The organism is Tenacibaculum aquimarinum (assembly GCF_022478115.1).
GTDB lineage: Bacteria > Bacteroidota > Bacteroidia > Flavobacteriales > Flavobacteriaceae > Polaribacter > Polaribacter aquimarinum_A.
The window spans coordinates 252,687-273,171 of sequence record NZ_JAKGSC010000002.1 but is presented as its reverse complement, the minus strand read 5'-3'; the positions used below and the strand labels follow the sequence as shown (position 1 = coordinate 273,171).

General features: G+C 29.1%; 19 protein-coding genes. 12 read left to right on the top strand and 7 right to left on the bottom strand.

The genetic code is table 11. The features are described 5' to 3' along the window. Window positions 1-29 precede the first annotated feature (29 nt). Window positions 30-446 (top strand): hypothetical protein, encoded by a 417-nt coding sequence (locus L1S33_RS07135; protein ID WP_240561818.1) that lies wholly within the window; start codon window positions 30-32, stop codon window positions 444-446. A gap of 44 nt (window positions 447-490) precedes the next feature. On the opposite strand, the gene L1S33_RS07130 is transcribed toward L1S33_RS07135, so the two are convergent. The 5 genes from L1S33_RS07130 to L1S33_RS07110 form a co-directional block, all read right to left on the bottom strand. After that, window positions 491-955 carry a MaoC family dehydratase gene (locus tag L1S33_RS07130; RefSeq protein ID WP_240552297.1) on the bottom strand — a complete coding sequence of 155 codons (465 nt, stop codon included), beginning with the start codon at window positions 953-955 and terminating at the stop codon, window positions 491-493. A gap of 8 nt (window positions 956-963) precedes the next feature. After that, window positions 964-1,584, bottom strand: coding sequence for a trimeric intracellular cation channel family protein (locus L1S33_RS07125; protein WP_240561817.1), 621 nt, complete (start codon window positions 1,582-1,584; stop codon window positions 964-966). Then, window positions 1,584-2,702, bottom strand: coding sequence for a DEAD/DEAH box helicase (locus L1S33_RS07120; protein WP_240561816.1), 1,119 nt, complete (start codon window positions 2,700-2,702; stop codon window positions 1,584-1,586). The genes L1S33_RS07125 and L1S33_RS07120 overlap by 1 nt, the downstream gene beginning before the upstream one ends. A gap of 32 nt (window positions 2,703-2,734) precedes the next feature. Then, entirely contained in the window at window positions 2,735-3,127 is a 393-nt protein-coding gene (locus tag L1S33_RS07115; RefSeq protein ID WP_240561815.1) for an acyl-CoA thioesterase, read from the bottom strand. Window positions 3,128-3,257: 130 nt separating this feature from the next. After that, window positions 3,258-3,929, bottom strand: coding sequence for a DUF2461 domain-containing protein (locus L1S33_RS07110; RefSeq protein WP_240561814.1), 672 nt, complete (start codon window positions 3,927-3,929; stop codon window positions 3,258-3,260). Window positions 3,930-4,075: 146 nt separating this feature from the next. Between L1S33_RS07110 and L1S33_RS07105 the strand changes: the two genes are divergently transcribed. Beyond that, complete coding sequence (locus tag L1S33_RS07105; RefSeq protein WP_240561813.1) at window positions 4,076-4,867, top strand: hypothetical protein; 792 nt, start codon at window positions 4,076-4,078, stop codon at window positions 4,865-4,867. A gap of 84 nt (window positions 4,868-4,951) precedes the next feature. Here L1S33_RS07105 and ychF read toward each other — a convergent pair whose 3' ends face one another. Beyond that, complete coding sequence (ychF, locus tag L1S33_RS07100) at window positions 4,952-6,043, bottom strand: redox-regulated ATPase YchF (protein WP_240561812.1); 1,092 nt, start codon at window positions 6,041-6,043, stop codon at window positions 4,952-4,954. A 129-nt stretch (window positions 6,044-6,172) separates the two neighbouring features. Between ychF and L1S33_RS07095 the strand changes: the two genes are divergently transcribed. From L1S33_RS07095 to L1S33_RS07080, 4 genes are all read left to right on the top strand, one after another. Further along, window positions 6,173-6,736, top strand: coding sequence for an RNA polymerase sigma factor (locus L1S33_RS07095; RefSeq protein WP_240552291.1), 564 nt, complete (start codon window positions 6,173-6,175; stop codon window positions 6,734-6,736). 73 nt (window positions 6,737-6,809) lie between these two features. Further along, complete coding sequence (locus L1S33_RS07090; protein WP_240552290.1) at window positions 6,810-7,799, top strand: FecR family protein; 990 nt, start codon at window positions 6,810-6,812, stop codon at window positions 7,797-7,799. A gap of 20 nt (window positions 7,800-7,819) precedes the next feature. Beyond that, the gene (locus tag L1S33_RS07085) at window positions 7,820-10,759 is read left to right on the top strand and encodes a TonB-dependent receptor (RefSeq protein ID WP_240552289.1); all 2,940 of its coding nucleotides are present in this window, start codon (window positions 7,820-7,822) and stop codon (window positions 10,757-10,759) included. Between the two features lie 149 nt (window positions 10,760-10,908). Further along, a complete protein-coding gene (locus L1S33_RS07080; RefSeq protein WP_240561811.1) occupies window positions 10,909-13,668 on the top strand; it encodes a TonB-dependent receptor in 2,760 nt (919 codons plus the stop codon). A 167-nt stretch (window positions 13,669-13,835) separates the two neighbouring features. Here L1S33_RS07080 and L1S33_RS07075 read toward each other — a convergent pair whose 3' ends face one another. Continuing rightward, on the bottom strand, window positions 13,836-14,186 hold the full coding sequence (locus tag L1S33_RS07075; protein WP_240552287.1) for a 4Fe-4S binding protein: 351 nt from the start codon (window positions 14,184-14,186) through the stop codon (window positions 13,836-13,838). Between the two features lie 68 nt (window positions 14,187-14,254). On the opposite strand from L1S33_RS07075, the gene L1S33_RS07070 reads away from it, so the two are divergent. From L1S33_RS07070 to L1S33_RS07045, 6 genes are all read left to right on the top strand, one after another. After that, on the top strand, window positions 14,255-15,316 hold the full coding sequence (locus L1S33_RS07070; RefSeq protein WP_240561810.1) for an acyl-CoA reductase: 1,062 nt from the start codon (window positions 14,255-14,257) through the stop codon (window positions 15,314-15,316). 12 nt (window positions 15,317-15,328) lie between these two features. Then, a complete protein-coding gene (serC, locus tag L1S33_RS07065) occupies window positions 15,329-16,393 on the top strand; it encodes a 3-phosphoserine/phosphohydroxythreonine transaminase (RefSeq protein WP_240561809.1) in 1,065 nt (354 codons plus the stop codon). Window positions 16,394-16,463: 70 nt separating this feature from the next. Then, the gene (locus tag L1S33_RS07060) at window positions 16,464-17,417 is read left to right on the top strand and encodes an NAD(P)-dependent oxidoreductase (protein ID WP_240561808.1); all 954 of its coding nucleotides are present in this window, start codon (window positions 16,464-16,466) and stop codon (window positions 17,415-17,417) included. A 34-nt stretch (window positions 17,418-17,451) separates the two neighbouring features. After that, window positions 17,452-18,690 (top strand): DUF1015 domain-containing protein, encoded by a 1,239-nt coding sequence (locus tag L1S33_RS07055; RefSeq protein WP_240552283.1) that lies wholly within the window; start codon window positions 17,452-17,454, stop codon window positions 18,688-18,690. A 1-nt stretch (window position 18,691) separates the two neighbouring features. Next, window positions 18,692-19,360: a YggS family pyridoxal phosphate-dependent enzyme gene (locus L1S33_RS07050; RefSeq protein ID WP_240561807.1), complete on the top strand. Its 669-nt coding sequence runs from the start codon at window positions 18,692-18,694 to the stop codon at window positions 19,358-19,360. A gap of 24 nt (window positions 19,361-19,384) precedes the next feature. After that, on the top strand, window positions 19,385-20,467 hold the full coding sequence (locus L1S33_RS07045) for an exonuclease domain-containing protein (protein WP_240561806.1): 1,083 nt from the start codon (window positions 19,385-19,387) through the stop codon (window positions 20,465-20,467). Window positions 20,468-20,485 lie beyond the last annotated feature (18 nt).

Sequence of the window (20,485 nt, the reverse complement as noted above, 5' to 3'; positions counted from 1 at the left end):
CAAACTAACGAACCCTTATTATTATTATTATGACGTATTCAAGAAAACCAACAGCTCTTTTTTGGGTAATTGGTATTATTGCCCTTTTATGGAACGGATTAGGCGTTATTGCTTATCTAACCAAAGCTTTTATTACAGAAGAAATGATAGCTACGCTTCCAAAAGAACAACAGGCAGAATTTTTAGTAGAACAACCAGCTTGGGTAACTGCTGCATTTGCTATAGCTGTTTTTGGAGGTTTATTAGCTTCAATCTTGTTATTAATGAAAAAGAAATTGGCGTATACATTATTTTTAGTTTCTGCATTTGCAGCAATTGCACAACATGCTTATTTATTTACTAATGTAGAAATAACGAGTATTATAATGCCTGCTATGGTAATTGTAGTATGTGTATTTTTAGTTTGGTATTCAAAGAAATGTATTAGAGATAGAGTTATATCTTAAAAATAGAACAGTATAAAAAAACCACTCAATTTGAGTGGTTTTATTTATTCGAATAAAGCTGCTAAAAACTCTGCAACACATGCAGGTTTCTCTTGTCCTTTTATTTCAATAGTACAAGAAAAAGTAACTTTTACACCATTATTTGGTAATTCTTCAATTAATTTTACTGAACTCAACATCCTTAGTTCGCTATTTACAGGAACTGGATTGGGAAAACGAACTTTATTCAATCCGTAATTTAAGCCCATTTTTACACTTTTTACTGCAAATGCTTCTTCTAACATTCTAGAAATCATTGCTACAGACATAAAACCATGTGCAACAGTACTTTTAAATGGAGACTCCTTCTCTGCCCTTTTTTCATCTACATGAATCCATTGTTTATCTAAAGTAGCGTTGGCAAAATCGTTAATCATTTGTTGCGTAACGGTGTACCAACTTCCGTTTGGAAGTTCTTTTCCTTCAATCTGTTTAAATTCTTCTAACGTGTTAAAAATAAGTTTTTCCATAATGTATTTTATTTTCCGAAGATATCATTTTTAATTTTGGGCAATTCGAAATGATATTTAACCGATATAAATCTGACTAAAAATATAACAGTTGCAGATACTATAAATTGAAAGTTTTCTTGCAAGCCCAAATAACCAAGTAATAAATAAACAACACCTCCAGCTAAACAAGCAGATGCATAAATTTCTTTTTTAAAGATTAACGGAACTTCTCTTGTTAAAACATCTCTAAGAACACCACCAAAAACGGCAGAAACCATTCCCATTATTAATGCCACAAAAGGATGTAGATTAAAATTTAATCCTTTTTGTAAACCCAATAAAGTAAATACTGAAATACCAATAGTATCAAATAAAAACATCGTTTTACTTAGCGGAGCAACTTTACTTTTAAAGAAAAACATTACAAATACTGCCGCAAGAATAGTCCAAATGTAATTTAAATCGGCAATCCAATTAATTGGATGTGCATTAATAAGTACATCACGTAACATTCCGCCTCCAACTGCGGTAACAAAAGCAATAATTATAACACCAAAAACATCAAAATTCTCTTTTTTGGCAACCAAAGCACCACTTAAAGCAAAGGCAAAAGTCCCTGCAATATCTAGTGTGTAAATTATATTCATTACAATTTAACTTCTGTAAATTTTATATTTAATTCTTTCTGAATTTCATGAAGTCTTTCTAATTCATAAGGTAAAACAAAGGCTAAAGAAACTCCTGTTTTACCTGCTCTTGCGGTTCTACCACTTCTGTGTGTGTAGTATTCTAACTGTTCTGGTAATTGATGATGAATTACAAAATTTAAATCTTTAACATCAATACCACGAGCAGAAACATCTGTAGAAATTAAATATTGTAAGCTTTCGTTTTTAAAAGCACGCATAACTTTATCGCGTTCTTTTTGTTGCATATCTCCTTCTAAAGCACCAACAGAAAAACCTTCTTCTTGTAATTGGTGAGAAAGGTTTTGCGCTCCTGCTTTTGTTCTACAGAAAATAATACCACGCTCGTTAGTTCGGTTTTCTAAGAAACCAATAATTGCACCTGTTTTTTCTTTAATGGTAGTTTTAGCAAATTGATGACGAATATTAGCATTTACACGAGAGTTTTTATCAATTTCAACTCTTGGAGCATTAATATTCATGTAGGTTTTAATAATCTTCTTTATTTCATCTGGCATTGTAGCAGAAAACAACCATGTATTTTTTTCTGATGAAATATAACGTAAAATCCTATTGATATCTTGTTTAAAACCCATGTTAAGCATTTCATCTGCTTCATCTAACACAATAGTTTTAACGTTTTTAAGATTGATTTCTCCACGTTCAATTAAATCTATTAATCTACCAGGAGTTGCAACTACAATATGTGTGGTTCTTTTTAAATTACCAATCTGACGATCAATTTTTTCTCCACCATAAACAGCTTCTAAGAAAATTTTATCAGTATTGTATTTAGTAAACTTAAAAAGTTGCTTTTTTATTTGTTGAACTAACTCTCTTGTAGGCGATAAAATAAGTCCTTGTATAACATCTTTTTTAGGATCTACGTGGTGTAAAAGCGGTAAACCAAATGCAGCAGTTTTTCCTGTACCTGTTTGTGCTAAACCAATAAAATCAGTTTTTGCATTTAATAATACGGGAATTGTTTGCTCTTGAATTTCTGTAGGTTCTTTAATACCTATTTCTTGTAATGATTTTATATAGTTTTTACTTATTCCTAAAGTAGAAAATGATGCCATAATAGATTTCTTTTAAAAGCGCAAAGATACCTTTATTTAGTAGGTTTTAGAAGATTTAATATACTTTCTGTTATTCTTGCTGGCTTACCTGTTTTTAAATCTATAAGGCAAAAAGTAGTTTGAGACTTTACTAACAAAGTGTTTTCTCTTAAAATTTCGAAATGCCTAATAGATTTAACTCCTGAAACTTCTCCAATCCATGTTTTTACTGTAATTAAATCATCTAACACAGCTTGATTTTTATAATCTATTTCATGTCTAATAACTACCCACGCGTTATTGTTGTGTGGGGTGTATTTTGTTAATTTATTCCAGTGTAGATGAGCTATGTCTTGCATCCATTCTAAATAAACAACATTATTTACATGGTTTAATCCGTCTATTTCTGATTGCTGAACAACTCTTTGAATTATATGTTTTTCCATTAATCAAACTTACTAAAAATAAAAGTAGACCATTTTAAAATGGTCTACTTTTTTAGGGGGTTTATAAAAAAAAACTTTTATTATTATAAAACAATAGTCGAAGCATTTCTTAAATAATTACAAATTATTATTAAATAATACTTTCTCCGTTTAGATTTGTGGTTAAAATATCACTAAACAAGTCAAAAAATGGACGTAAAGCTTTATACGTTTTATCTAATTCATTTAAAAAATTAGTATCCAAAACTTCTTTATCAGTAAAGTTTCTAACAGCGATAAATCCTTTTTTTCGAAGTAAATCTACATCTGGATGCGTTTTATCAAAACCTCTTGGGGCTGTTTTTAATTCATCTCCCTCAAATTTACCTCCAAAATATTTTACATAATCTTTATCGTCTAATATTTCTCTAATTTCTGAAGCGTCTTGTTCTATTTCTTTCCTAATTCTTAGAATATCATCTTTTTCTGGTTGCCAAAATCCACCTGCTAAAAAAGATTCTCCTGGACGAATACGTAAATAATAACCACCTCGTAAATGTTTTCCTAATCTTGAGTATGAACCTGCAAAATGTGGCTGATAAGGTGTTTTATCTTTTGAAAAACGGACGTCTCTATAAATTCTAAACAGCTTAAACTTATCTATTTCATCATGTTTTTCGAGACTTTCTCTAATTGAAGCGTACAATTCTTTGGCATTGTCTTGTGCTATCTTAAAGGTAGGTTTTGTATCTGCAAACCAGTCGCGATTGTTATTTTTCTTTAAATCTTTTAAATATTGAAGGCTGCTTTTTTCGAATTGCATGTTATCTTTTTATTTTAAAATTGAAAGGTACAAAAAAGCAAAAAGAGACTTGTACTTTTTATGGTTTTATAAAATTATGATATAACTTTGTAAGGAATTATAGATTAATACGAATAACTAGATTAACTGATTTTTAAACAAATTTTATGAAGAAACTAATTATAACTTTAGTTGCTGGAACATTTTTACTTTTAAGCTGTAAGAAACAATCTCAAACAGATAATACAAATAACAAAATAGAAAAAAAAGCTACCACCTTTTCTGAAAAAGTTGAAGTAGCACATAATAAAGACGCATTTTTAGCCAATGAAGCTATAAAGTTTGACGTTTTAATTGAATTTGGAGGAAATGAAATTTTAGACGCTACTATTTCTGTGGCTACAACTTCTGAATATGCAATTATTGAGAAAAAAGATGGTAGTAAAATCTATATTAATAAGGATAAAGTTTTTGTTTCTCCTGAATTAAAAGATGATCCTTCAGTAAGATTTCATGCATATACTTGGAGTTATTTTTTCCTTTTTCCTTATAAATTAAACGATCAAGGTACTATTTGGAACGATACTTATAAAACTAATGAGACTGTTGCTAATTTTGATACCGCAAAGTTAACTTTTAAGGCTAATGTTGGGGATTCGTCTGATGATTGGTATATTGTTTACAAAAACAAAGAAACTAATGTGTTAGATAATGTGGCATATATTGTTACTGCAGGAAAAACAAATGAGGAAGCGGAAAAAGACCCACATGCAATTAAATATGAAGATTATAAACTGATTAATAATATTCCTATTTCTAATAATTGGTCTTTCTGGGGATGGAATTCTACAGATGGTTTAACAAATAAAATTGGTTCTGCTAAAATTACTAATATAGAGTTTATTGATGGTTTTAAAGAAACTGTAAATACTATTCCAGCAGATTTTATTTCTAAATAAGCTAACTTAAAACATACTAAAAAATCCCAATGAAAATATTTTCATTGGGATTTTTTTTATTCAATTTTATATAGAATTTAAAGTTTATACATTAAATCTAAAGTGCATTACATCACCATCTTTTACAATATAGTCCTTACCTTCTACTCTCATTTTCCCTGCTTCCTTTACTTTAGATTCGCTACCGTAAGTTTCATAATCTGAATAACTTATGGTTTCTGCTCTAATAAAACCTTTTTCGAAATCTGTGTGAATTACACCTGCTGCTTGTGGAGCTGTAGAACCAATTGGAATTGTCCAAGCTCTTACTTCTTTTACACCTGCAGTAAAATAGGTTTGTAGGTTTAATAATTTATATGCAGATTGAATTAAACGAGAAACACCTGGTTCTTCTAAACCAATATCAGCTAAAAACATTTGACGTTCTTCGTAATCATCTAATTCTGTAATATCTGCTTCTGTACCTACAGCTAAAACTATTACTTCTGCATTTTCATCTTTTACAGCTTCTCTTACTTTTTCTACATATTCATTTCCAGAAACAGCAGATCCTTCATCTACATTACAAACATATAATACTGGTTTTAAAGTAATAAATTGTAATGGCGAAACAAATTCCATTTCTTTTTCTGTGAAATCTAATGCTCTAACAGAAACTCCTTTTAATAAAGTTTCTTGAATTTTAAGTAAAACAACTAATTCAGCTTGCGCTTCTTTATTACCAGTTTTTGCAGTTCTTTTTACACGTTCTAAACGTTTTTCTACTGCTTCTAAATCTTTTAATTGTAATTCAATATCTATAGTTTCCTTGTCTCTCACAGGATCTATTGAACTGTCTACATGTATAATATTATCATTGTCAAAACAACGAACAACATGTAAAAGTGCATCTGTTTCTCTAATGTTAGCTAAGAACTGGTTCCCTAAACCTTCTCCTTTACTTGCTCCTTTTACAAGTCCGGCAATATCAACAATTTCTACTGTTGCAGGTAAAACACGTTCTGGATTTACTAATTCTTCTAACTTTTTTAAACGAGCATCAGGTACATTTACAACACCTAAATTAGGTTCTATTGTACAAAAAGGAAAGTTTGCACTTTGCGCTTTTGCATTAGATAAACAGTTAAATAAGGTTGATTTTCCTACGTTTGGTAATCCTACAATTCCAGCTTTCATTGATTGTTATTTTTGCGAGTGCAAATATAAAAGAAGTTTCATAGAAAGTGAATAAAATCAATAAAGAAAACCCTTAATCGACTTTTTTTTATGTTTTTTAAAAAATATTTTTAATCTTTACAATTAAATATGAACAAATTAACAGATAAATTTATTTGGAAGTCACTGAAAGATGGTGATTTAAAGGCTTTTTCTGTGCTTTTTGAAACATATTACCCATTATTACATAATTATGGTTTAAAAATATCTAAGAATATTGCAGTTACGGAAGATTCTTTACAAGATTTCTTTATTTATATTTATGAAAAGAGAGAGAATTTAAGTGATTTAGAAACTATTGCACCCTACCTTTTTACCTCATACAGGCGTTTTTTATTAAATATCATGAAAAAGAATGCTAAATTAAAATACGTTGATTTTTCAGAAGAAACTATTACAGATATTGAGTTTACTAAGGAAGAATTAATGACAAACCAAGAAGCAGAAAGCTTTAGAAATAAAAACCTATCAAAATTATTAAACAAGTTACCTGCAAGACAAAAAGAAGCTGTTTATTTAAAATATTATACTGGTCTAAAAGCTCGTGAAATTGCTGAAATAATGAATATTAATTACCAAAGTGTTGTAAATACACTGCATAAAGCTATAAAAAATTTAAAAGAAGAAGTTTCCATATTAAAACTATTTAAATAAGCTTTAACATATTATTAAGAGTATAAAAAAAAGAAATCTCCCTTATCTATATACAAGAACATTAAATTTAGGAATGATAAAGAAAGAATATAATAACATACTGGATTTCTTAGAAGATTCTTCTTTTAAAAACTGGGCAGAGCAAAATAATGCTACCGATATTAATTATTGGGAATATTGGATTGCTAATAATCCAGAAAAGCAAGAGCTGGTTACTAAGGCTAAAGACCTTGCACTAGGTCTTTCATTTAATAAAGATTTTGTTAGCTCTGATAAGGTTAATTTAGAATGGACAAAATTTGAAACTAAAATTAAGAATAAAAAAACTGTTTCTAAAAGAAAATTAAGATACTTAAAACCTTTAAGTATTGCTGCTTCTATAGCATTACTTATTACTTTTGGTTTTTATTTTTTCACCCAAAACACTAAGATTATACATAAAACAAGTTATGGAGAGATCTTAAATATAAAACTATTAGATGGTAGTAATGTTACCTTAAACTCTAACTCTAGCCTTTCTTATTATAAAAATGAAAGTAGAAAAGTTTGGTTAAAAGGAGAAGCATTTTTTCAGGTTGATAAGAAACTTGCTACAAACGCAAAATTTTGGGTTTTAACTAATGATTTATCTGTAGAAGTTTATGGAACTTCCTTTAATGTGAATTCTAATAAAGAAAAAACAGCTGTTTTTTTACAAGAAGGTAGTGTTTGGTTAGACTTTAAAAACGGAGGTGATAAAAAAATGGTTCCAGGTAATTACATTTCATATTCTTCTGTAAAAAGTGAAATTTTAGAAAGTAAAAATATTACCAACGCTATTTTACAAACTTCTTGGAAAGATGGTACATTGTTGTTCGAAAATCTATCATTAGAAAAAGCAATGAGTATTATTGAACAGACTTATGGTTATGCTATTGTTTTTAAAGACTTAGAAAGTAAAAACACCATAATTACAGGTGCTGTACCAAATACAAACTTAGATATTTGTATTAAAGCCATTGAAAAATCTGTTGATGTTAAAATTATTAAAAAAGAGAATAAACTTATAATTAGTAAAAAGTAAATATAATTTACGCTATAAAAATGGCTAAAAGATTAATTTTTTTAAGATCCTTATTATTTCTTTTTGTCGTTTTAACTTATCAAACAACAAAAGCCCAAGAAACACAAGATAATATTGTTGATCTTTCTCTTTTATTGGATAAAATTAGTAATAAGCATAAAGTATTTTTTACTTATGAAGCTAACCTAATTATTAATAAAAAAATTAAGGGTGAAGGATTTCTCAATTTAACTTTAAAAGAGTCCATTAATTTACTTGAAAAAATTACCTCACTTACATTTGATGATTTAGGAAATAATTACTTTGTAATTTATTCTAAAAAAGAGGCTATAACTAAGAGTGTAAAAACAAAAATAGTAGAAAACACATTACTAAAGAACAGCGTAAAAGACAGTACTATAATTAAAAAAGAACAGATACTTAGAGGTGTTGTTTTAAGCTCAGATAACACTCCGCTTCCAGGTGCTGCTATACAAAATACAAGTACTCTAAATGGTGTTGTTACAGATTCTGATGGTGTGTTTAGTATTAAAAGTGAAAAAGAAATTATTATTAAAGTTAGTTTTTTAGGACATGATTCTAAAACACTAAAACTTACTCCAAACAAGTTTCATACAATTATTTTATCTTCAGGTGAAGAGTTAGATGAGATAAAAATTGTAGGATCTAGAAATAAAAACAGAGTTGCTAATGATACTCCTGTAGCAATCGATTTTATTGATATTGAAAAAACAGCAACAAAAAGTAGTCAGGTAGAAGTAAATCAGTTTTTACAATATGTTATACCTTCTTTTAATGCAACAAAACAATCTGGTGCTGATGGTGCAGACCATATAGATCCTGCCACTATTAGAGGTTTGGGACCAGACCAAACACTTGTATTAATTAATGGCAAAAGAAGACACCAAGCATCATTAATTAATTTATATGGAACTAGAGGGAGAGGAAATTCTGGAACAGATTTAAACACCATTCCAATAGCTGCAATAAAAAGAATAGAATTATTAAGAGATGGAGCTTCTGCTCAATACGGTTCTGATGCTATTGCTGGTGTAATAAATATAGTTTTAAAGGATAACGATAATAGTTTAAATGTTACTTCAACTCTAGGTTTTTATAATGCAAACATAAATAGTATAATTCCGAATAAAACAGATGGCTTCACCTATAAATTGGGTTTAAATTATGGAGCAAAAGTTGCAAAAGAAGGGTTTATAAATATTTCTACTGAAGTATTATCTTCAAATAACACTTTAAGACCAGGTACTTTAAGTAGAGAAAAATATGGACAAGCTGGGGTAAGAAATGTAAGTGTATTCTTTAATTCAGAAATTCCTATTTATAAGAAAACTAAATTATATGCAAACGGTGGGTTTAGTTACAAAAACACAGAAGCTTTTGCTTTTACAAGGCCGCCAAATAGTGAAAGAAATGTGCTAGAAATTTATCCTAATGGATTCAATCCATTAATAACATCTAATATTACCGATAATTCTTTTTCATTTGGAATAATTACAGATTTTAGAAATTGGAATGTGGATATTAATAATACTTTTGGAAGAAATAATTTTCATTACTTCATAAAAAATACTTTAAATGCAACATTAGAAGAAAACTCCCCTACTGAATTTGATGCAGGCGGACATCAATTAATTCAAAACACAACAAGTATAGATTTTTCAAGATATTTTAAAACTAATTTATTAGGTTTTAATATAGCGCTAGGTATAGAACATAGACTAGATAAATACACAATTTTTTCTGGAGAAGAAAAATCATATGCATCTTATGATATAAATGGTAACTTAGTAAACTCACAAACAAACGCGAATAATTTTGTAACACATAATGGGGTTATTAGACCTGGTGGTTCACAAGGTTTTCCTGGTTACTCTACAGAAAATGAAATTGATAGAAATCGTTCGAATTTTAGTATTTATTCTGATGCTGAATTTGATTTTTCTAATAAATTTATGATTGGTACTGCTTTACGTTATGAATATTATAGTGACTTTGGAAGCACCCTGAATTTTAAATTAGCTTCAAGATATAAAATAACACCAAAATTTAATTTCAGGAGTTCTTTTAGCACAGGTTTTAGAGCACCTTCCTTGGCACAAGTTTATTATAATTTAACATTCACTAATTTTATAGGAGATACACCAACAGAATCTTTTTTAATAGCTAATAATAATCCCATAGCTAGGTTATTTAACATAGATGAATTAAAAGAAGAAAAAGCTAAAAATTTTAGTTTTGGATTTACAACTAAACTAAGTTCAAATTTTAATGCAACAATAGATGCCTACTTTGTATCTATTAAAGATAGAATAATTTTAAGCGGAAATTTTGATGCTTCTTCTCTTGGTTTTGGGGTAGAAAATGTACAATTTTTTGCTAACGGAGTAGATACTGAGACTAAAGGATTAGACGTTGTTTTAAATTGGAGAAAAATATTTGAAAATAGTCGTATTTCTTTTGATTTATCAGGAAATATAAATCACATGTCTATCAGTAACATAAAAAATAAGTTATTAGACAAAGAAACTTTTTTTGGAAAAAGAGAACAACAGTTTCTGTTAGCATCTGCCCCAGAAAGTAAGTTTAATTTTGCTGTAAATTATGAATATAAAAAATTAAAAACTTCATTAAATTTAACTAGATTCAGTGAAATAAAATTAATAGACTGGCAAATTCATAAAGATATTTCTAGTTATAATAATTCAGAAGCAGAAAGATTAAATGCAGCTACAGATATTTACAATCCAAAAATTACCACAGATTTACATTTTAGTTATCAATTAAACCCTTCAATAAACCTTCAATTTGGGGTTAATAATCTATTTAATGTATACCCAACAAAGCAAAATGAACACACTGATAGTGGTGGTTTATGGGACGCTACGCAAATGGGAACAAATGGCTCTTTTTATTACACAAAATTTAATTTAAATCTATAAATTTCAGTTTATTATAACTTAAATGTTATTTTTATTAAAAATAAGTTAATAATTAAGGGTATATAAAATTACAACTTCTCTTATATAAATAAGTCGGCTATTTCTTTTTAAATATAAAGTAGTAGCAAGTATTAATTAACAACTTATTTATGAAAAAATTTACAATTTTATTTTTTGCAATATTTATTACAGGTATTGCATGGTCTCAGACTAAAGTTTCTGGGATAGTTAAAGATTCTGCAAACGATCCTTTACCAGGAGCAAGTGTTGTAGAAAAAGGTACTAGTAATGGTACTGCTACCGATTTTAATGGTAATTTTACTTTAACAGTTAAAGAAGATGCTATTTTAGTATTTAGCTTTTCTGGTTATGACACAAAAGAGGTTAAAGTAAACGGACAATCTAAATTTGACATTGTTTTAAAAGACGGTTTAGAATTAGATGAAGTAGTAATTACAGGATCAAGAACACCTGCAAGATCAAACACTAAAAGTCCTTTACCTATTGATGTAGTTTCTTCTGCAGATTTAGTTTCTACAGGTCAAACAACATTTGACAAGGCACTACAATACAAGATACCATCTTTTAACACGGTTCAAACACCTGTAAACGATGCTACTTCTTTATTAGATCCCTATGAAATTAGAAATATGGGACCAAGTAGAACATTGGTATTAATTAATGGTAAGCGTAAAAACTTATCAGCTTTACTGTATACACAAACTTCACCAGGTCGTGGAGAAACTGGTGCAGATATTTCTGGTATACCAACAGATGCAATTAAATCTGTAGAAGTTTTAAGAGATGGAGCTTCTGCACAGTATGGTTCTGATGCAATTGCGGGTGTAATTAATATTATTTTAAAGGATAACCCAAATGATGGGTCTGTAACTTTAAGAACAGGTATTACTTCTGAAGGAGATGGTGAAATGTTTGGTATCTCTGTAAACAATGGTTCAACTATTGGAGACGATAAAGGTTTTATAAACTATACAGTAGATTTTTCTAAAACTAGTTTATCTAACAGACCAGGAACAGTAGATGCTGCAGGTGAAGCTGCAGATTTTGGCGCTAATATTGCAGATGTTCAAGAATTTTTATCTCGTCATCCAGATGCAGGTAATATCAATGGTTCACCAGAAACTGCTGCTTCTAAATTTTTAGTAAACAGTGAATATAAATTAAGTGATGAATCTACTTTATATATGAATGCTGCTTTTATTAATAAAAAAGTAAATTCTTATGCAAACTATAGAACTCCATATTGGAGAACTGTTGGAGATTTTCCTTATTTAGCTGATTTTTTCCCTGGAGATCACCCAACAAACGCAGGAGGTTATGACGGTTATGTACCAACTTTTGAAGGAGATTTAAATGATTATAACGCAACTATAGGTTTTAAAACTGTAAAAAATGATTGGAATATAGACGCTAGTTTTACTACTGGAGGAAATTCACAAACATATAAAGTAAGTGATTCTCATAACAGAAACTTTGTGTACTCTCCTTCTACTTGGGTAGATGCAAACAATAATGGAACTGTAGATGCAGGAGAACTTACTGAAGGAGCTCAATTATATAGAGAAAACTCTAAAAAATCATTTGATCCAGGAGGAACAGCATTTTCTCACAATGTTGGTAACTTAGATTTATCTAAGATTCTTTCTGATAACTTAAGTTTTGCTTTTGGTACAGAATTTAGATACGAAACATTTGAAGTTATTGAAGGAGAATTAGGTTCTTATGATGGTGGTGGTGCAGATTCATTTGCAGGTAATAGCCCAGAAAATTCAGGTAAATTTACTCGTTATAACTTTGGTGGATATGCTTCTTTAAACTGGAATCCAACAGAAAATTTAACTTTAGATGGTACAATTAGATCTGAAAACTATTCTGATTTTGGTAATGCATTTGTATGGAAATTAAGTGGTGCTTACACCATAAACGATAAGTATACATTAAGAGGTTCTGCTTCTACAGGATTTAGAGCTCCAACTTTACACCAAATTTACACTCAAAAAGCTCAATATAGCTTTGTACCAGGACAAGGTATACAAGTTGGTGGTTTAGTAAATAACGTATCTTCTCAAGCAGGTTTATTAGGTATTCCTAAATTAAAAGAAGAAACTTCTACAAACTATACAATTGGTTTTGGTGGTAAAGTAAATAGAAACTTAACTTTTACTTTTGATTATTATAGCATTAATGTTGAAGATAGAATAGTATTAAGTACAGAGATTACACCTCCTGCATTACCTGCATTTGATGGTTTATCTGACTTAAGTTTCTTTGTAAATGCATTAGATACTAAAACGTCTGGTTTAGATGTGGTTATTGGATATAAAGGTATAGAATTAGGAAATGGTAAATTAGGTTTTAACTTATCTGGAAACTATACAATTCAAAATGAAAGAGATGGAGAGGTTAAAAACCCAGCTTCAGTAGCAGCTACAGGACAATCTGTTGTTAATGCAACTCAAGAAGCATTATTCTTTACTTCTAGACCAAAAACAAAGTGGATTTTAGGAACTAATTTTGAAACTGGTAAATGGGATTTCTCTTTAAATAACACTTACTTTGGTAAAACTACATTTAAACAACAAGGAATGAGTTCTGACTTAAGAACAGAATTTACGCCAAAAGTTGTAACAGATTTAGGTCTTAACTTTAGTGCAACAGATAAATTAACAATTGCATTAAACGTAAACAACTTATTTAATGTATTACCAGAATGGAGCTTTAAAGCAGAAAATGCTGCCGGTTCAGCTTTATTAGCAGATCCTGCACAAGTTCAAAACCAATCTAACTTAATTACTTTTAACCAACGTTATTCTCAAATGACTTATGATGGTTATCACTTTAGTCAATTAGGTACAATGTTTAATTTATCATTAAACTATCAATTCTAAATTTTAAAAGAAATTTTTAAATTTAGTTTGTTTATTATTTGAAAACAAAAACACCGAAATCAATATGATTTCGGTGTTTTTAATTTTAGTCTTTATTGAAAACAAAAAAATCCCGAGTTAATTTAATTAACTCGGGATTTTTATACTTTATAAATTATTGTTTTTAATTAATCATTATGCATAAACGCTTGCTTAGCTAACAATTCTTCTTCAGTTTCTACATTATCATCATCTGGAACACAACAATCTACCGGGCAAACTGCCGCACATTGTGGTTCTTCATGAAAACCTTTACATTCTGTACATTTATCTGCTACAATAAAATATATTTCGTCAGAAACAGGTTCTTGATCTTCATCTGCATTTGCTTTGGTACCGTTTGGTAAAACAACATTCCCTTTTAAATCGGTTCCGTCTGCGTATTTCCAATCGTCTGCACCTTCATAAATTGCTGTATTTGGACATTCTGGTTCACATGCACCACAATTTATACATTCATCCGTTATTATAATTGCCATAATCTTTATCTAGTTTTGTACCTTTGCGGTTGCAAAAATAACGCCAAAATAATTCAGAAACAAAATAAATGGGTGGAATCCAAAATAGAATTGATGCATTTGTAAAATTAGGGCACTTTTTAAGTCAGTTTTCTAATAATTCAATTGAAAAAAAGAATAGTATTGAACATAATGAACTGTTTTTTGATGGTTTTAAGCATCAAATTAAAGTTGCACAAGAAAATAACTCTTGGTTTACCAAGGAAAACATATTATTTTCTTGTGAAAGTTGGGCGCAAGCTTTATCTGAAGAAAATATTAAAAAGTGGATTTCTGAAGAAAAAATAGGTAAAAATCAATCTAAATTAGTTGCTATTATAATGGCAGGTAACATTCCATTAGTTGGTTTTCATGATTTTTTATCGGTATTAATTTCTGGACATGCTGTTTTAGTAAAGCAATCTTCAAACGATAAACACTTATTACCTTTTTTAGCGAAGTATTTAGAATATGTAAATGAAGGTTTTAAAGGAAATATTACGTTTACTGAAGGAAAACTAGAAGGTTTTGATGCTGTTATTGCAACTGGAAGTAATAATACTGCGCGTTATTTTGAGTATTATTTTAAGGATAAACCGAGTATCATTAGAAAAAACAGAAATTCAGTAGCAGTTTTAACAGGAAATGAAACCGATGCCCAAATGCAAAAACTATCGAATGATGTTTTTTGTTATTTTGGATTAGGTTGTCGTTCTGTTTCTAAATTATATGTTCCTAAAGATTATAATTTTGATGCTTTTTTTAACGGAATGTATCAGCAAAAAGAAATTATTAATAACGCTAAATATGCCAATAATTACGATTATAACAAAGCGGTATATTTAATGAGCGAGTTTGATATTTTAGAAAATGGATTTTTAATGATTAAAGAAGATGCAAGCTACGCCTCTCCTATCGCATCTGTTTTTTATGAATATTATGACAATACAGATAATTTAAAAATAAAACTTTGGGAAGATAAAGAAAACGTACAATGTGTTGTTGCTGATGGTTTTATAGATAATGAAATTGAATTTGGGCAAACTCAAAATCCACAACTATGGGATTACGCAGATGGCGTAAACACTTTAACGTTTTTATCAACCTTATAAATTTCAAGTAAAATGAAAAAACATAATTTTAGTGCAGGACCTTGTATTTTACCACAAGAAGTATTGCAAAAAGCTTCTGAAGCCGTTCTAAATTTCAATAATGAAAACCTTTCTTTAATAGAAATGTCGCACAGAAGCGCTGCTTTTGTAGAAGTTATTGAAAAAGCAAGATCATTAGCTTTAGAACTTCTAGGATTAGAGAATAAAGGATACAAAGCCTTGTTTTTACAAGGTGGCGCAAGTATGCAGTTTTTAATGGTTACTTACAATTTATTAAACAAAAAAGCAGCATATTTAAATACAGGAACTTGGTCTGACAAAGCAATTAAAGAAGCAAAAATGTTTGGTGAAGTTGTAGAAGTTGCAACATCTAAAGACAAAAATTTCTCATACATTCCTAAAGGATTTACAGTTTCAGCGGATGTAGATTACTTTCACACAACTAGTAATAATACAATTTACGGAACACAAATAAAAGACTTTCCTGAATTTAAAGGAGTTAACGTTTGTGATATGAGTTCAGATATTTTTTCTCGTCAATTAGACTTTTCAAAATTCGATTTAATTTATGCCGGAGCTCAAAAAAATATGGGTCCAGCAGGAACAACATTGGTTATTATTAAAGAAGATATTTTAGGTAAAGTAGAAAGAGAAATTCCGTCTATGTTAAATTACCAAGTCCATTTAGATAAAGATAGTATGTTTAATACGCCTTCTGTTTTTGCTGTTTACACATCAATGTTAACATTAGAATGGTTAAAAGATTTAGGAGGAATTCCGTTTATTGAAAAAGTAAATAACAAAAAAGCAGCTTTATTATATTCAGAAATTGATAGAAACCCTTTATTTAAAGGATTTGCAGATAAAGAAGATAGAAGTAATATGAATGTTACTTTTAATTTAGTTGACAATACTTTGAAAGAAACTTTTGACTCTCTGTGGCAAGAAGCTGGTATAAACGGTTTAAACGGACATAGAAGTGTTGGCGGTTATAGAGCAAGTATGTACAATGCATTGCCTTTACATAGCGTACAAGTTTTGGTTGATGTAATGCAAGAATTAGAAAGAAAAAAATAATGTAATAATTTGAAAATTTAAAAATGTAATAATTTTTGAATATTTCAATTTTTGAATATTTTAATAAAAGATGAAAATATTAGCAAATGATGGAATTTCGCAAAGCGGAATAGACATTTTAGAAAAGAATGGTTTTGAAGTATTAAACACAAAAGTGGCTCAAAATCAATTAGAAAACTTTATAAACGAAGAAAATATTGACGCTATTTTAGTTGGCAACAATACACAAGTTCGTCAAGAATTAATGGAAGCTTGTCCAAGCATTAAACTGATTGGTATTTCAGGTGTTGAAATTGATAACGTTGATGTTGATTATGCCGAAGACAATGGTTTATTGGTAATAAATACGCCAGCAGCTCCTTCTAGTTCTGTTGCAGAATTAGTTTTTGCTCATTTATTTGGAATGGTTCGTTTTCTTCATTCTTCTAACAGAGAAATGCCTTTAGAAGGAGATTCACGTTTTAATGATTTGAAAAAAGCATACTCTTACGGAACAGAATTAAGAGGAAAAACAATTGGTATTATTGGTTTTGGAAAAATTGGACAAGAAGTTGCCAAAATTGCTATCGGATTAGGAATGAAAGTTTTAGCTACAGACAAGCAAGTATCTAGCGCAGCAATAACATTAGAGTTTTTTAACGGACAGAAAACTACTTTTACAATTGATACAGTTGATAAAGATGAATTATTAAAAGAAGCAGATTTTATTACACTTCACGTTTCTGCTCAAGAAGATTATATTATTGCCAAAGATGAGTTTGAAGAAATGAAAGATGGTGTTGGTATTGTAAATACTGCAAGAGGTGGTATTTTGCAAGAAGTAGATTTGGTAAACGCAATAGATAGCGGTAAAGTACAATTTGCAGGTTTAGATGTTTTTGAAACAGAACCAACACCTGCGGTACAATTATTAATGAATTCAGAAGTTTCATTAACTCCACATATTGGAGGAGCTACTGTTGAAGCACAAGATAGAGTTGGAACAGAATTGGCAAATCAAATTGTAACGTTATTAAAAGAATAATTTTCACTCATAACTGAAAACCGAGTACTGAATTATGGCAATTGTTAAACCTTTTAAAGCAGTTAGAGCTACAAGAGATAAAGTAGCAATGGTTTCGTCTAAATCATATGAAATTTATACACCAGAAATGTTAAACTCTAAGTTAGCATTTAATCCTTATACATTTTTACATGTTATAAACCCTGGTTATAAGTATCATAAACAAGATGTTAGCGGAGAATTGCGTTTTAAATTAGTACACAATCGTTATTTAGAATTTAAAGAAGATGAAATTTTTACGCAAGATAAAGTAGCCGGTTTTTATATTTATCAAAAAACGACAGCATTAAATTCTTTTTGCGGAATAATTTCTGCAACTTCTGTTGAAGATTATCATAATAATGTAATAAAAAAACATGAAGGAACGCTCAAAGAAAGAGAGTTACTTTTTGAAAACTATTTAAAAAACACTGGTTTTAATGCAGAACCTGTGCTCCTAACCTATCCAGATAATTCGGTAATAGAATCAATTATAAAAAAATATCAGCAAGAAAGAGCAGAATATGAGTTTTCTACAACTGATAAAGAATCCCATAAACTTTGGGTTGTAGATAATGAAGCTGATATACATGAAATTACAAGCGCCTTCAAAAAGGTAGACACCTTATATATTGCTGATGGACATCATAGATCTACGTCTTCTTGTTTGTTGGCTCAGAATTTAGCCAAGGAAAACCCTAATCATACAGGAAAAGAAGATTATAACTTTTTTATGAGCTACTTATTACCTGAAAGTCAATTGCAAATTTATGAATTCAATAGATTTATAAAAGACTTAAATGGTTTAACTCCTCAAGAATTTTTAATTGAGCTAGACACTTTCTTTAGAATAGAAAACAAAGGTCAAGAACTATATAAACCTAAAGAAAAACACCATTTTAGCATGTATTTAAATGGTGAATTTTATGCATTATATTTACGTAAATCGGCATATAAATTCACAGATTCTTTAAGTAAATTAGATGCTCAAATTCTTTTTACAACTGTTTTAAAACCAATTTTAGGGATTGATGATATTAGAAATGCTTCTAAAATTATCTATTCACAAGATAAATCTGACAGTTTAGAACTAAAAACTAAAGTTGATACAGGAGATTTTAAAGTTTCCTTCGGAATGTTACCAACAAATATTAATGAATTAAAAAATATTGTTGATGAAGACTTAATGATGCCTCCAAAAACAACCTATATAGAACCAAAATTAAGAAGTGCTTTAACTATTTATGAATTCTGATATGATAACAGGAATAAAAGAAAACCTACTTAAAATTAAGCAAGCACTTCCAGAAAGTGTAACATTAGTTGCTGTTTCTAAAACGAAGCCAATTGCTGATGTACAAGAAGCTTACAATGCTGGCCAACGTATTTTTGGAGAGAATAAAATTCAAGAAATGGTTACTAAATTCGATGCTTTACCAAAAGATATTGAATGGCATATGATTGGACATCTACAGCGAAATAAAGTGAAGTATATGGCACATTTTGTCGATTTAATTCATGGTGTCGATAGCTTTAAAACTTTAAAGGAAATTGATAAACAAGCTAAAAAACACAATCGTGTAATTAATTGTTTATTACAAGCCCGTATTGCAAAAGAAGACACTAAATTTGGATTATCGTTTTCTGAAATTGAACAAATTTTAACTTCGGAAGATTTTTCAGCTTTTAAAAATATAAATGTAGTTGGATTGATGGGAATGGCAACATTTACGGATAATCAACAACAACTTCAAGATGAATTTTTATCATTAAAAAACTTTTTTGAAGAACTTAACACTCAAAACCTAGAACTTAAAACTTTAAGCATGGGAATGAGTGGCGATTATAAATTAGCAATCGAAAACGGAAGTACAATGGTAAGAATTGGAAGTTCTATATTTGGTTCACGTAATTATATTACGTAATTTTAACTCATAAAAAGAAAAATATTGTACGCAATAGTAGACATTGAAACCACTGGAGGTAAATTTAACGAAGAAGGAATTACAGAAATCGCAATTCACAAATTTGATGGACATACTGTTGTAGATCAATTTATTACCTTAGTTAACCCTGAAAGAGAAATACAGGAATTTGTAGTCAAATTAACTGGTATTAATAGTAAAATGTTGGTTAATGCACCAAAGTTTCATGAAATTGCTAAACGTATTATAGAAATTACTAAAGATTGTTTTATTGTAGCTCATAATGCCAATTTTGATTATAGAATTTTAAAAACTGAATACAAAAGATTAGGTTATAATTACCTAAGAGATACTATTTGTACTGTTGCGTTAAGTAAAAAATTAATTCCAGAAGCACCTTCGCATAGTTTAGGTAAACTTTGTAAAACTTTAGGAATACCAATGACAGATAGACATAGAGCAAATGGAGATGCTTTAGCTACAGTTCAATTATTTAAATTATTACTTGAAAAAGATACTGATAAAAGAATTTTACAGCAAAATGTAACCTATTTTGATAGTAGAACAATTACCGAAAAACTAAATAGTCTTATTGATAAAGCACCAGAAGTTTCAGGTGTTTTTTACTTACATAATGGAGATGGTAAAATCTTATTTATGGGTAGAGGAAAGAATATTAAAAAAGAAATAAATAAAATTTTTATAAAAACTAGTAGTAGAGCACAGAAAATTCAAGAAAAAGTTACTAATTTTACATATGAAGCAACTGGAAACGAATTACTTACTAGATTAAAGTATTATACTGAATTAGATGTTTTAAACCCAAAGTACAACCTTAGAAAACCAAAAAAGAATATTCCTAATATTAATTTCCAGCATGGAAATATGGTTTTAATTGATCAAGGAAGAACTATTGAAGAAAACTCTGTAATACTAATAGAAAATGATCAAGTTACTGGTTATGGTTTTACAAATTTAGCTTTACAAGAGAATAAATTAGATATATTAAAAAATATAATTACCCCAATTGAAAATAAATTAATGGCTAAGAATATTATTAAAAATTATTTAAATAGAAACAAAGTTCATGAAATTATAAGGTTTTAAACTTAAAACCATAAAATA